General features: G+C 36.0%; 10 protein-coding genes. 7 read left to right on the top strand and 3 right to left on the bottom strand.

What is annotated here, in order from left to right:
* The first annotated feature begins 25 nt into the window (after positions 1-25).
* From M0051_RS09250 to M0051_RS09235, 4 genes are all read left to right on the top strand, one after another.
* Positions 26-952, top strand: a complete 927-nt coding sequence (locus M0051_RS09250) for an ABC transporter ATP-binding protein (RefSeq protein ID WP_306741249.1) — start codon at positions 26-28, stop codon at positions 950-952.
* A 27-nt stretch (positions 953-979) separates the two neighbouring features.
* A complete protein-coding gene (locus M0051_RS09245) occupies positions 980-2,215 on the top strand; it encodes an ABC transporter permease (RefSeq protein WP_306741248.1) in 1,236 nt (411 codons plus the stop codon).
* 160 nt (positions 2,216-2,375) lie between these two features.
* On the top strand, positions 2,376-3,047 hold the full coding sequence (locus tag M0051_RS09240; protein ID WP_306741247.1) for a Crp/Fnr family transcriptional regulator: 672 nt from the start codon (positions 2,376-2,378) through the stop codon (positions 3,045-3,047).
* A gap of 204 nt (positions 3,048-3,251) precedes the next feature.
* On the top strand, positions 3,252-4,451 hold the full coding sequence (locus tag M0051_RS09235) for an FprA family A-type flavoprotein (RefSeq protein WP_306741246.1): 1,200 nt from the start codon (positions 3,252-3,254) through the stop codon (positions 4,449-4,451).
* Between the two features lie 75 nt (positions 4,452-4,526).
* Here M0051_RS09235 and M0051_RS09230 read toward each other — a convergent pair whose 3' ends face one another.
* A complete protein-coding gene (locus M0051_RS09230) occupies positions 4,527-5,168 on the bottom strand; it encodes a hypothetical protein (RefSeq protein ID WP_306741245.1) in 642 nt (213 codons plus the stop codon).
* 139 nt (positions 5,169-5,307) lie between these two features.
* Positions 5,308-6,501 carry a pyridoxal phosphate-dependent aminotransferase gene (locus M0051_RS09225; RefSeq protein ID WP_306741244.1) on the bottom strand — a complete coding sequence of 398 codons (1,194 nt, stop codon included), beginning with the start codon at positions 6,499-6,501 and terminating at the stop codon, positions 5,308-5,310.
* Positions 6,502-6,675: 174 nt separating this feature from the next.
* Between M0051_RS09225 and M0051_RS09220 the strand changes: the two genes are divergently transcribed.
* Both M0051_RS09220 and M0051_RS09215 read left to right on the top strand, forming a co-directional pair.
* Entirely contained in the window at positions 6,676-7,200 is a 525-nt protein-coding gene (locus tag M0051_RS09220) for a hypothetical protein (RefSeq protein ID WP_306741243.1), read from the top strand.
* Positions 7,201-7,310: 110 nt separating this feature from the next.
* Entirely contained in the window at positions 7,311-8,642 is a 1,332-nt protein-coding gene (locus tag M0051_RS09215) for a DEAD/DEAH box helicase (protein WP_306741242.1), read from the top strand.
* A gap of 330 nt (positions 8,643-8,972) precedes the next feature.
* On the opposite strand, the gene htpG is transcribed toward M0051_RS09215, so the two are convergent.
* Positions 8,973-11,024, bottom strand: a complete 2,052-nt coding sequence (gene htpG / locus M0051_RS09210; protein ID WP_306741241.1) for a molecular chaperone HtpG — start codon at positions 11,022-11,024, stop codon at positions 8,973-8,975.
* Positions 11,025-11,600: 576 nt separating this feature from the next.
* Between htpG and M0051_RS09205 the strand changes: the two genes are divergently transcribed.
* Positions 11,601-14,231 (top strand): DUF5686 and carboxypeptidase regulatory-like domain-containing protein, encoded by a 2,631-nt coding sequence (locus tag M0051_RS09205; protein WP_306741240.1) that lies wholly within the window; start codon positions 11,601-11,603, stop codon positions 14,229-14,231.
* Positions 14,232-14,264: the final 33 nt, after the last annotated feature.

The following is a 14,264-nucleotide window of genomic DNA, read 5'->3' as shown; positions in this document are numbered from 1 at the left end:
TCATCGCTAACCTTACACAAACCTTATGCTTGTTGCAAAAAATCTATCAAAATCTTACAAAGAAGTTAAGGCTCTTACTGATGTAAACCTGAACATTCAAAAAGGTGAATTATATGGTATGCTTGGACCCAATGGGGCTGGTAAAACCACTACCATTAGTATTTTAAGTTCTCTGCTAAAGCCTGATGAAGGTGAAATATTCTATGAAGAGAAATCATTGTATCAAAATCTAACGGAATGTAAAAGGTTGATTGGTGTTGTCCCTCAGGAAATTGCTCTATACGAAGATTTAACAGCCTCTGAGAATCTCAATTTCTGGGGTACCATGTATGGAATTAGAGGCAAGCAGCTCCAAAACAAATGTGATGAGTTATTGGAATTCCTTGGACTTTCCGATAGAAAAAATCACAAAGTTAAAACCTATTCCGGAGGCATGAAGAGAAGAATTAATATTGCCGCTGCTTTACTTCACGACCCCAAAATCGTATTTATGGATGAACCTACTGTAGGTATTGACCCACAAAGTAGAAATTTGATTTTTGAAGTCATTGAAGAACTACATTCTCGTGGGTTAACCATGATTTATACCACTCATTATATGGAAGAAGCAGAGCGTTTGTGTGACAGAATTGGAATTATTGATGAAGGAAGAATCATTGCAGAAGGAAGTTTGGATGAGCTGAAAGCCAATTCTTCCATAAAAGAAGAAATTCATTTAAAATATTCCAATCCCAATAAAAATGGATTAGATCAATTAATCGATCGATACGAGGGACAACTTATTGTGAATGAAAATCATTTAGTTCTATCCTCATCGCAGGCTAATGCAGAGTTACCAGAGTTAATTCAAAGATGTTCACAATCTGAACTTCTGCTTGATAAGATAGACATCAGAAGTCTGAGCTTAGAAAGTATTTTTCTTGAATTAACTGGTAAATCATTACGCGACTAATCTCTTTCCATTCTAAAACCTAGCAAAATGTTTACAATCGCATTAAAAGATATCAAGCAATATTTTAAAGATAAAACCGCAGTATTCTTATCCCTTCTCTTACCTATCGCATTAATTACCATTTTTGCGCTGATGTATGGCGGTATAGGAGAATCAGAGAAATCGAGACCTATTAACTTACTGTTTTCAGATCAAGACAAAACTGATCTGTCACAAGAAGTTTTCTCAACTTTAGACGCTGAAGATGGACTAAAGTTGGAAGCTACAAGCTATGAAGAAGCCGAAACATTAATCAAAAAAGGAAAAAGAACTGCTGTTTTAGTATTGTACAAAGGCTTTCAGGATTCTGTTGAAGCTGGCAAAAAAATACCCATGGAATTGTTTTATGATGAAGCCAAAGAGATTGAAATGGGATTATTGCAGCAGGCTTTATGGTCGAATCTTTTTGGAATAACCATGAAGAAAGGCATAAAAGGCAAAGTAAATACATGGATTAAAGATAAAAATCCAGACTTATCGGATTCTGAACTAGAAGATATACAAGCCCAGGTAGCAGAGCAATTCGACGGCTTCAACAATTCGGAAGAACAGTCTGAAATGGAAGAGAATTCTGAACTTCCAATGACAGCACTTGTTGGTGAAAAGAAAAATGGAAACCTTGGATTGGTGCAAGCCATTGCAGGTATAGCAATCATGATGCTGCTATTCAGTGTGTCAGCCAGTGGAGCATCCTTATTAAAAGAAAAGGAAGATGGTACCTTTCGTCGATTGTTAATCGCTCCTGTTAGTCCTTCTGGAATTTTGTATGGTAAAATGCTGTCAACCCTTTTCATGGCAGTATTGCAATTAACTGTAATGTTTCTTTATTCCTGGTTGGCATTAGGTTTAGATATTTTCATTAACCTACCCGCACTTATTCTAATGATTCTTTGTGCAGCCATAGCTTGTTCAAGCTTCGGAATATTTATGGCATCGGTATGTAAAAGTAGAAAACAAGTCGAAAGTTTATCAACTCTTATTATTCTTGTGATTTCAGCTATAGGCGGAAGTATGATGCCTCTTTTCTTTATGCCTGCAATCATGAAAAAACTGGCTGTAATTTCAGTAAACTACTGGGCTATGGAAGGATTCTTTGATATTTTCTGGAGACAATTGCCACTTATCGATATTTTGCCTAAGATGATTATTCTACTGGGAATTGGTGCCGTTCTTACCACGATTTCGGTAATCAGTTTTAGAAGAAATTTATTGAAAATGGTCTAAAAATTAATGAGTAATTGAAATTTGCATGAATAAATATGTCTTTCTTAGGATAATTCTGAGCGTGGTCCTTACTTACCAGAAAAGGACAAAACCCTCTTTTATTTTTTGAAGATTGCTTGGAAACCCGTATCATTGAGAAAATAATAATTGGAACAACAAAATGCTATTTCAACAACTCTCTCAATCACCAGTTTTTAGAAGAATTACACCAGAAGAAATGGAATCTCTGTTACTGGGTGCTCAGTATAAAATTAGGAAATATTCAAAAGGTGACATGGTTGCCTTTCGTGAAGATCGTTGTGAACATTTAATGATTGTAATGAAAGGCAGTGTGAAAGGAGAAATGCTCGATCCATCAGGAAAGAGCATAAAAATTGAGGATATTATGGCGCCCTATCCCATTGCTTCCGCCTTTTTATTCGGCCAAAGAAATCAGTTTCCAGTAAATGTAACAGCAAATGAAGATGTGGAAATCTTCACTTTGGCAAAAGAGTCGGTTCTTGATTTGTTTCAAAAGAATAAAGTATTCCTTATCAACTATCTGAATTTAATTTCAAATCGAAGTCAGTTTCTGGCCAACAAACTGATGTTTTTAAATTTTAAAACCATTAAAGGTAAATTGGCCAATTACATTTTAAAATTGGCTGCCCCGAACAAGGTACAGGTTACCTTGCCGAAATCTCAATCAGAAATGGCACAGTTTTTTGGGGTAACCCGCCCGTCCTTTGCCAGGAGTTTAAAAGAAATGGAACAAGAAGGATTAATTGAGACTCATCGAAGAGAAATTAAAATCTTAAATAGACAACAACTAATCCGACTTCTTCAGCAATAGATCATTTTTTTTCAAGAACATGTTCTTTTCTGATTTAAGAAAAAAATTAATTCTTAATTTTGTGCCCTGAAAACAAGGCTTCTCTTTATTTGTTTTTAACTAAGAGAATTGCTTCGTCTTTCAACCTTTTTGATTCTCGAAAAAATACGATTATCAAAAAGATTTTAAAGTCTGAAAATGCAAAATATTTCAAAACAATAAGAAATGCACAATAAGAACAACATTACTGAGAAGATTTATTGGGTAGGAACTAATGACCGTAGAACCCACATTTTTGAGAACTACTGGCCATTGCCAAAGGGTGTTGCTTATAACTCATATGTAATTGTAGATGAGAAGGTAGCCATTGTTGACACCGTTGAAAAAGGTACTATGGATGAATACCTTGACAATATTGAGGAAGTACTTGATGGTCGTAAAGCTGATTACCTAATTGTGAATCACATGGAACCTGATCACTCTGGTTCTATTCGTTCTTTGGTGGAACGATATCCAGAAATGAAAATTGTTGGAAACAAGAAAACCTTCCCTATGTTGGAGCGTTATTACGGAGTTAAAGACAATTTAATGGAAGTTAGAGAAGGTGATAGTATCGATTTAGGTGAGCACAAATTAAACTTCTACATGGTTCCAATGTTACATTGGCCAGAGACTATGGTAACATTCGAATCGAACAATGGAATCCTTTTCTCGGGTGATGCTTTTGGTGCTTTCGGTACTCTTGATGGTGGTATTTTCGACGATGAACTTGATTTGGATTACCTGGAAGAGGAAATTAGCCGTTACTATTCAAATATTGTAGGTAAATACGGTCGTCCAACTCAAAATGCATTGAAAAAATTAGGTGGCTTGGAAATCAAAATGATCTGTGCTACTCACGGTCCAATCTGGAGAACTCACATTGCTGATATTGTTGGCAAATACGACAAGTGGAGCCAATACAAAACTGATGAAGGATGTGTTATCGTTTATTCATCTATGTATGGTAACACAGAGAAAATGGCTGATAATATTGCGCGTCATTTGGTAAGAAAAGGAATCAAGAAAATCCGTATTCACGATTCATCTAAAACTCACCCATCATACATTATCAATGATATCTTCAGATATCGTGGAGTAATTTTGGGTAGTTGCGCATATAATGGTGATGTTTTCCCAACAATGGAAACTTTGATCAACGAATTAGAGCACATGGGTGTTAAAGATCACGTTCTTGGTGTATTCGGTTCTAAATCGTGGGGAGGCGGTGGCCTTAAGCGTTTGAATAAATTTGCTGAAAACATTAAATGGGAAACCATCGAAATTACTCCTGAAGCATTATGTGCTCCTGGAGAAGAAGATTTCGACCAATGTGAAGCTTTAGCAGATGGTATGGCAAAACGCTTGAAAGAATTATACTCGTAAGTAAATCAATACCTGATATACAAAACTCCTCCAACCTTTGGGGGAGTTTCTTTATAAATACCTTTCTGAGTTTAATTAAAACACCAGGCCCAACTGTAATCTAACATAGCTATAATTTTGAGATAAATCCGCACTAAATCCTACATTCCCAGTAATCTCCTCACCCATTTTCCAACGAACACCAAAATTAGGAACTACCCAAGCATTGTAATTTTTGGGTTCATCCTCATAACGGGAATAATAGTCATCATCATCCTCTTCATTGGTAATTAAATATTCTCCAAAACTAAGTAAATCTGTACCCATACCCAGATATGGTTGAACTTTTCCCTCACCCAGAAAAATTCTGGTATGAATCAGCCATAAAAAATTAGTTTCATTAAAGTTCAAATCCTTGGATTCCTGCGTACTGTTATGATCCTTCCAATGAGTAACACTGAGCTCTGTTCCAAAATAGAACAATCCATTGTTAGCACCTAAATTCATACTAAACGAACTTCCTTTACTTGCAAAATTTTTTGTTTCTCCAGATGTCCAAGCTGGTCCATAGTGAAAACCTACTTCTAAATCACTTGTTCGATGTTTCTCTTTTTTATCCGAAAATTCCAAATTGTCACTTGTTTTAGGTCTATCATGGGAATGATAAACATGTTGTGCCATTAAAAAATTACTTGTCAATAAGACAATCATTAAGGTTGATAAGCTTTTGTTTTTCATGATTATAGTTTATTACTAAACCCATTTGATCATGCATCTCACTACCTATCATCTTTATTTTTTATGATTTTTTAACAATTGATTATATACAAAAAAGCCAGTACATTTTGTACTGGCTCCATTTTATATGCTTAAGATATTATTTCAATTTCTCAATAGCAGATTTAATTCTTCGAATCGCCTCTGCCATTTGCTCTTCGCTGGTAGCGTAAGATAATCGCAAACATTCAGGAGCACCAAAAGCCTCTCCCGTTACGGTTGCAACATTCGCTGATTCCAACAAATACAAACTCAAATCGGTGGCGTTATTTATGGTAATATTGTCATTCGATTTTCCAAACAACTGGTTCACCTGAGGGAATAGGTAAAAAGCACCTTTCGGCTCGCGAATTTCAAAACCAGGCACTTCTTTTAATTGTGTCAATGCCAAATCTCTTCTCTTCTTAAAAGCCGTTCTCATTGATACTACACTTGATTGATCACCATCCAATGCTGATACCGAAGCCATTTGTGCAATAGAAGATGCACCTGACGTCATCTGCCCTTGCAACTTACCACATGCTTTTGCAATCCATATTGGAGCTGCAATATAACCAATTCTCCATCCAGTCATTGCATATCCTTTCGAAACACCATTGATCACAACAACACGGTCTTTCATATCAGCAAATTGGGCCATACTTTCATGTGCACCAACGTAATTAATATGTTCATAAATTTCATCAGATAATACGACAATATCTGGATGTTTTACGAAAACATCAGCTAAAGCTCTTAATTCTTCTTTTGAATAAAGACTACCGGTTGGATTACTTGGAGAACTGAACAAAAAAGCCTTTGTTTTGGGTGTGATTGCCTTTTCTAACTGTTCTGGTGTAATTTTAAAGTCCTGATCAATACTTGTCGGAATAAAAACACATCTGCCTTCGGCAAGTTTTACAATTTCGCTATAGCTAACCCAAAATGGCGAAGGAATGATTACCTCATCTCCATTGTTCACAATGCTCATCATGGCATTGACAATTGACTGTTTCGCTCCGTTTGATACTACAATCTGATCTACTGTGTAATCTAATCCATTCTCACGTTTTAGCTTATTTACAACAGCCTGACGCAACTCAAGAAACCCAGGAACTGGCGAATAATGCGAATAATTATCATCAATTGCCTTCTGCGCTGCTTTCTTGATATGATCAGGGGTGTCAAAATCAGGTTCACCAACACTCAGGTTAATCACATCGATTCCCTGAGCTTTCATTTCTCTACTTTTCTGTGACATTGCCAGCGTTGGAGACAATTCCATCGCTGCAATACGGTCCGAAACTTTCAACATTCTAAATTTAATTTAGGGATTTAAAAATTTGGTTAATACTTTTGTTAAAATAATGTCCCCCTGTAAACAAAATATAGTGGTTTTACAAAATTTTGCTTACTGCACGTAAAGATACTGTTTTTAAACATACAGGGGATGTACTAAAAACGAAAATTTAAACTAAAACCTAAAAAAATGACAGGTATTCTTGAGATAAGTAAATATATATTGCCATCATTGGTAGTTTTTGCAACAGCATACTTTGTAATAAAAGCATTTTTTAAAAGAGATGAACAAAAAAGAAAACAAGAAATATTCCTAAACAATCAAAAGGAAATCACTCCCATTCGATTACAAGCTTATGAAAGATTAATTATCTTTTTAGAGAGAATTCATCCTGAATCGTTAATTGTAAGAGAAAATGCTGTTGGAATGAACAATCAGCAATTGCAGCAAAAGTTGGTTGCTGCCATTAGAACAGAATTCGAACACAATTTATCACAACAAATGTATGTTACTGGTGAATTGTGGAAACAAATAAAAGGCGCAAAGGAAAATATCATTCAGCTTATCAATTCAGAGGCATCACAATTGATAGTAACCGACTCTTCTCTTGGCTTGAGCAAAGCCGTAATTGAATCACATATGCAGATTCAGAATCCGGAAATTGATAAAGCCATAGCCACTTTAAAAAATGAAGTAAGTACGATTTGGAAGTAAACCATTGATTTACAATTAATAGTCCATGGAAAACATTTCCACATTAACAAATTTACGCATTCACTAAAATTTCCCTATTTTTGCGGAACTTTTTCTAAAAAAATTGAGCAATGATTTCATTTGACGATATCAAACTAAGTAAGCAAATTAGAATGGCTTTGGATGAAGCCGGATTTGAAAAACCTACTGAAATTCAACACCAGGTATTTTCTCCTGTTCGTTCAGGAAAAGATATCATTGGTATTGCGCAAACCGGTACAGGTAAAACTTTGGCTTACTTAATGCCAATATTAATGAAACTGAATTTTGCAAAAGGAATGGATCCTCGTGCATTGATCGTTGTTCCTACCAGAGAGTTGGTTTTGCAGGTTTGCGAAACCATTGAGCTGTTAACTCCATACATGGATATTCGTACATTGGGCGTTTACGGTGGTGTAAATATCAATACTCAGAAAGAAAAGGTTTATGAAGGTGTAGATATTTTGGTTGCAACTCCTGGTCGTTTGATGGACATCTACATGACAAGAGTTTTGAAAATGTCTCAAGTTAGAACTTTGGTGATTGATGAAGCGGATAAGATGATGGATCTTGGATTTATGCCTCAATTGAATGCCATCTTTGATATCTTGCCAGAAAAACATCAAAACCTATTGTTCTCAGCAACTTTCTCGGATACAGTGGCAAAAATGTCTGATGATTTCTTGTTCTTACCAGAAAGAATCGAAGTTGCTCCGCAGGCAACAACCGTAAAGAATATTCATCAAATTCAATATCGTGTTCCTAATATTTTGAGTAAGGTAAACTTGTTAAAATACCTTTTAGAAGACAAAGAGGAATTCAACAAAGTGATGGTTTTTACCGAAACCAAGAAAAATGCTGACAGGATTGTTGACAGGTTAGAAGATATTTTAGGAGAAGAACTAAGTGTGATTCACTCCAATAAAGCTCAAAATACTCGTATCAATGCCTTGAATGCTTTTAAAGAAGGTAGAGCAAGAGTGATGGTTTCTTCGGATGTTGCAGCTCGTGGTATCGATATTGAAGATGTAAGTCATGTAATCAACTTTGATATTCCTACCAACTATGTAGAGTATGTTCACCGTGTGGGTAGAACAGGTCGTGCGGAGAAAGAAGGTACGGCAATAAGCTTTGTAAACGAAGGCGAAGAGGAATTGATGGAAAAAATCGAGGATTTGATCCGCAAGCCTGTTTCTCTAGAATCTGTTCCTTTGGATGTTGAGATCACTTCGCAACTTTTGGAAGATGAGAAAAAGCAAACTAGAAATATCAAGGTAAAAAATACGATAAGACGTGATACCGGAGCCTTCCATCAGAAAAAAGCCAAGAACATGAAAACGCCTTCAGGTTCGAAAGGCCGACAAAAACAATTGGAAGCTCAAAAGAGAAATCAGAAAAAAAGAAATAAGTTGAAAAAGAAATAACAGAAGCTCCGTTTGGGGCTTTTTCTTTTGTATTCATTGACTGACGCTGATTTTTATGATAGGGAACGAGCTGTGCAATCCTCTTACTTGTAAATAGCAGTTTATTAATTTGAATTAGACTTTACAGATTAACACTGATCGCTTAAACATCATGGTAAAATCAGCGTTAATCTAGACAGCATTTCAACATTTATGATTTAACTCAATTACAACATATAATGTTCGCAGGCTACAAGCCAAATCATAAATAATCATGACAATCTGCGTCTAGAAAGCACAAAAAAGCCGAACTAAAAGTCCGGCTTTCAATATATTTATCGAATGATAAAATTACTTGATCATTTGAACGCTACGCTTCACGAATTTAGCAAGCTCCTCACCTTTTAGCATGTTGTTGGCCAACAATGCAAGATCAATCAATTGTTTTACCAATTGGTTGTCTTTACCAAACTCTTTCAACAAGCCTTCTTTCTCAGCATTCACTTCAGTAATTTGCTTCTGAACATCAGCCATTTTATCTTTTTCCTCCTGAGGAACTTCTTCTTCTTTCTTGTCTTTCTTTAAAGCTTCCAAAGCATCTCTCTCTTCGAAAAGTGGAGTCAATTTCGCTGAAACTTCCGTAAGCTTATCGCTTAGCTTCGCATCTTTATCTTTCAAAATGGTTCCTACCAAATCGTGATCGGTATTTACAACCAAATTGTAAGAGTCAGGCATTTCACCATAGAATCCCATTCCAGCATTCATGGCAGCCATATCTTTCATACGACGCATAAACTCTGCCTGAGTAATCATTAAAGGTTGTGCTTCCTCTCCTAACGATTCAAAAGTTACCATATAGTTCACACCTTCGGTTGGCAATTGCGAGTTGAATACAGGAATCAAATCAGTTTTTTCTTCTTCTGATAATTTCGATTCTTTTACTTCATCTTTTTGGATCAACTTGTCAACTACATCAGAGTCTACACGAACATATTTCTTGTTGGTTTCTTTTTGCTCCAAATGGTTGATGATGTGATTATCCAACTGGCTATCCATCAACAACACATCATATCCTTTAGCTTTAGCAGCCTCAACATATGAGAACTGAGCATCCATATCGGTAGCATAAAGGTTAATGATATTGTTGTCTTTATCAGTTTGATTTTCCTTGATGATTGCTTCGTACTCTTCCAAAGTGAAATACTTTCCTTCGGTATTCTTGATCAAGAAGAATTTCTTCGCTCTATCGAAAAATTTCTCTTCAGTCAACATACCGTACTGAACGAATAAACGAAGATCATCCCATTTGTTTTCAAACTCAGTACGATCTTTCTTGAAAATATCCATTAAGCTATCAGCCACTTTTTTGGTAATGTGATTCGAAATTTTCTTCACATTTCCATCAGACTGTAAGTATGAACGAGATACGTTCAATGGAATATCTGGCGAATCGATTACACCGTGTAGTAAGGTCAAGAATTCAGGAACAATTCCTTCCACTGAATCAGTAACAAAAACCTGGTTACAGTACAACTGAATTTTGTTCTTTTGAATCTCTACGCTATTCTTAATTTTTGGGAAATATAGAATACCTGTTAGGTTGAAAGGATAATCAACATTTAGGTGAATGTGGAACAATGGATCCTCGCCCATTGGGTATAACTGACGATAGAAACTGCTGTAATCTTCTTCTTTCAAATCAGCAGGCTTCTTGGTCCATGCAGGATTTGTATCGTTGATTACATTATCTTCGTTTGTTTCTTCTTCCTTACCATCTTTCCACTCTTTCTTTTTACCAAAAGCAATCTCAATAGGTAAGAATTTACAATACTTGTTCAACAATTCCTGAATGCGGCTTTCTTCCAAGAAACCTTTCTCCTCTTCAGAAATGTGCATTACAATATCAGTACCTCTTTCTGTCTTCTCAACTTCTTCCAAAGTATACTCTGGATTCCCTTCACAACTCCACTTTACGGCTTTCGCACCTTCTTTGTGCGAAAGAGTTACGATATCAACCTTATCTGATACCATAAATGAAGAATAGAAGCCTAAACCGAAGTGACCAATGATTGCATTCGCTTGATCTTTGTATTTATCAAGGAATTCCTCAGCACCCGAGAATGCAATCTGGTTGATGTACTTTTCAATCTCCTCCTGAGTCATACCAATACCTTTATCAGAAATGGTAATGGTTTTAGCTTCTTTATCAATGTTCACACGAACAGTTAGGTCACCCAATTCTCCTTTGAATTCGCCAGTTGAAGCTAAAGTTTTCAACTTTTGAGTTGCATCCACTGCATTTGACACAATCTCTCTCAAAAAGATATCATGATCTGAATACAAGAATTTTTTAATAATCGGAAACAGATCGTTACTGGTAACACCAATTTTTCCTGTTGACATAGTTATATTGTTTTTAAAGATTAATTTTAAATTTTACTCTTGCCTTTGGTCAAAGCCTGTGCCATTACAATAATTATGACATTAAGACAGGAAAGGTGAAAAAAGTGCAGAATTCTGTCAGCTTTGCCTAATAAAAACGTGCAAAAACTTCATTTTTTCTAAGATCATCTAAAATTCATGATTGACTTTTATGAATTAAATAGTCAAACATATATTTCGGTACGCTGTACCTCTTTCCATAATATTTTCTGATGGCTACAAATATTTTCGGTGCTCTGCACCATACAAAAATTCAATTAAAAAAGATAAAATAAGCAGCTTAGCTGCGCAATATTTGTAGCATTATTAACCTGAAAGTGTATTTGTGCGGAGCTCCAAAATCTATTATTTATTTCAATATCATCAATTCACCAAGCTGTTAAAAAAACATAAAACTTATTAAATCGTTTAATAAAAAAACATACTTTTCATAAATTCACACTTTTCAATACAAATCCTATTGTTCACAATACAACAATTGAATATGTAACAAAAATAAATACTAAGCCGTCACACACTTATTAAACAAAGCCAAACATGACAAAAATTTACACTATCATTCTCTTCTTCCTGATTTCTTTATCGGGATATGCACAGAAAATTAGCGGTAAGATCACAGATTTAGAAGGAAAACCCATTCCATTTGCAAACATCTACATCAAGGAATTGGCAACTGGAACCACTTCAAATATTGATGGGGAGTATTATATGGATCTTGCAAAAGGAACATGGAATTTACATTACAGATACCTCGGATATCAGACCAAAGAAGTTGTGGTTAACATGACAGAAAACGACCTGAACATGGACGTTGCCTTGGCTCCTCAAACCTACCAGCTAAAAGAGGTTAAGGTGTTGGCCAGCGGTGAAGATCCTGCTTACTATGTAATGCGCAAAGCCATTGCAATGGGCGATTATTACACCAAGCAGGTTAGCCAATACAACAATATGGTTTACCTAAAAGGATCGGGGAAAGTAACCAGCGTACCCAGATTATTTAAAAAGAAACTGGCAGAAGAAGGCATTACCGCAGGAAAAACTTTCGTAACCGAAAACATTTCAAAAATTCACTTCGAATTGCCTGATAAGGTAAAGGAAGAGGTTATCTCGATACGTTCATCTGGTTTGGGTGAGCAAGCCGATCCTATGCAGTTTATTACTGCCAACTTGTACAATACCAAAGATGACGGATTCATCTCTCCGCTCGATAAAACTGCTTTTGCAGTGTACCGTTTCGAGCTTGAATCGGTTTTTGAAGATCAAGGGAGAATGATCAACAAAATTAAGGTAACACCCAAAAGAAAAGGGAAAGATTTGTTTCGCGGTTACATCAATATTGCCGAAAACTACTGGAACATTCACTCTGCCGATTTAAAATTGAATTTACCAATGACCGATGTACACATGCACCAATTGTATGCTCCGGTAAAAGAAGAGGTTTGGATGCCGGTAAGTTTCGATTTCAACATCAAATTTAAAGGCATGGGTTTCGGATTGGAAGGCATGTATGTAGCCTCTATTAAAGATTACCAGATTACTTTGAATCCCGATTTGGATCATGATTACCTGAAGAAACTCGACATCTCTAAAAAACAAGAAGAAGCACAAGTGGCAGAATTGGGTAATCAGGAATCGAAAGTGTTATCGGTAAAAGAACAAAAGCGCAAGAAAGAAATTCAAACGCTTCTGGAAAAGGATGACATGAGCAATTCCGAAATGCGCAAATTGGCTCGCCTAATGGAAAAGGACACCGAAAAACCCAAAAAGGAAAAGGTGCGAGAGCCATTGGAAATCAAAATTGAAAAAGTAAAAATGGCCAAGGATGCCAAAGACAAAGACTCTTTGTATTGGGCAGAGATGCGTCCTATTCCTCTATCGGAAGATGAGAAAATCAGTTTCGAGAAAAAGGACTCCATGGAAATTGTTCGCAATACTCCGGAGTACAAGGATTCAGTGCGTATGGCCAATCGCAAATTTAAATTCAATCACCTGCTTTTTGGTAAAACCTACAAATACAAGGAATCGAACTCAAATTTCACCACACCAGGATTATTAAGTTTTGATAAAGTATCGTACAATACTGTTCAGGGATTTACCTTTAATGCTCCTTTTCGATATACAAAATCCGACACTTTGGGTCATTACTTCACTTTAAGTCCGGAATTCACCTATGCATTTTCAAGGGAACATCTCGATTATTCCTTAAGCACATATTATCGTTACAACGGATTAAAACGATCGTACATTGGTTTTGGCTTGGGAAGCAAAGCAGTCGATTTTAATGGAAAAACAGGTATCGATCCACTTCTGAATGCCATGAGTTCATTGTATTTTAAGGACAATTACATGAAACTGTATGATAAAAACTATATCAACATTTGGCACAATGCCGATTTGGCAAATGGTTTAAGATTATCTGCCAGTGTTGAATATGCAAATCGAAAGCAGTTGTACAATAACAACTCATGGTACATTTCCGATCCTGATGATAATGAATATACCATCAACATCCCTGAAGGAGTTGATCCTTTATTGGTGCAAGACAACAAGGCATTTAGTGTTGAAGCAAAATTGGAATACACGCCACGACATAGATATTCTATCGAAAAAGGTGTGAAACGAATGACCTGGTATCACAATCAACCAACATTCGGCTTAAGATACAAACAAGCCATTAAAGATGTTTTCGATTCGGAAGCCGATTACTCCTTGCTCGAAGCCTCGATTAGACAAGAGTTTGAAACCGGATTTAATGATAGAATATCCTATAACGTGAAAGCCGGAACCTTTCTAACTAGTGACAACATGCACTTTTCGGATTTTAAACACTTTAATACCAGCAAGCCTACTGTAATGTTGGGTGGTGGTTTAAACACTTTCCGTTTGTTGGATTACTATCAGCACTCAACCACCGAAGATTATCTTGAGGCTCACCTGCAATATGAGTCTGACCGATTCTTACTGAAACGTTTGCCAATTTTGAACAATTCATTGGCCATTCAGGAAAGAGTTTTTGCCAACTATCTAACTCACGAAAACAAGAAAAACTATTGGGAAGTGGGTTACGGATTATCACAAATCTTCCTTTTCATGGATGTTGAAGTCGTTTGGAGTTTTGATGGCAAGCATCACAGAGATACAGGTGTGAAATTGAAATTTAATTTTTAAAATTTTTCCAAAATATCATTAATATAAACCTGT

Source organism: Marinifilum sp. D714 (genome assembly GCF_030851345.1).
Lineage (GTDB): Bacteria > Bacteroidota > Bacteroidia > Bacteroidales > Marinifilaceae > Marinifilum.
This window is presented reverse-complemented; position numbering and strand designations above follow the sequence as displayed.

Excerpts from the sequence above, each read along its gene's own strand:
- M0051_RS09240 (WP_306741247.1), top strand. The coding sequence starts at position 2,376 with ATGCTATTTCAACAACTCTCTCAATCACCAGTTTTTAGAAGAATTACA.
- htpG (WP_306741241.1), bottom strand. The coding sequence starts at position 11,024 with ATGTCAACAGGAAAAATTGGTGTTACCAGTAACGATCTGTTTCCGATT.
- M0051_RS09205 (WP_306741240.1), top strand. The coding sequence starts at position 11,601 with ATGACAAAAATTTACACTATCATTCTCTTCTTCCTGATTTCTTTATCG.
- M0051_RS09215 (WP_306741242.1), top strand. The coding sequence starts at position 7,311 with ATGATTTCATTTGACGATATCAAACTAAGTAAGCAAATTAGAATGGCT.
- M0051_RS09235 (WP_306741246.1), top strand. The coding sequence starts at position 3,252 with ATGCACAATAAGAACAACATTACTGAGAAGATTTATTGGGTAGGAACT.
- M0051_RS09230 (WP_306741245.1), bottom strand. The coding sequence starts at position 5,168 with ATGAAAAACAAAAGCTTATCAACCTTAATGATTGTCTTATTGACAAGT.
- M0051_RS09245 (WP_306741248.1), top strand. The coding sequence starts at position 980 with ATGTTTACAATCGCATTAAAAGATATCAAGCAATATTTTAAAGATAAA.
- M0051_RS09250 (WP_306741249.1), top strand. The coding sequence starts at position 26 with ATGCTTGTTGCAAAAAATCTATCAAAATCTTACAAAGAAGTTAAGGCT.
- M0051_RS09225 (WP_306741244.1), bottom strand. The coding sequence starts at position 6,501 with ATGTTGAAAGTTTCGGACCGTATTGCAGCGATGGAATTGTCTCCAACG.
- M0051_RS09220 (WP_306741243.1), top strand. The coding sequence starts at position 6,676 with ATGACAGGTATTCTTGAGATAAGTAAATATATATTGCCATCATTGGTA.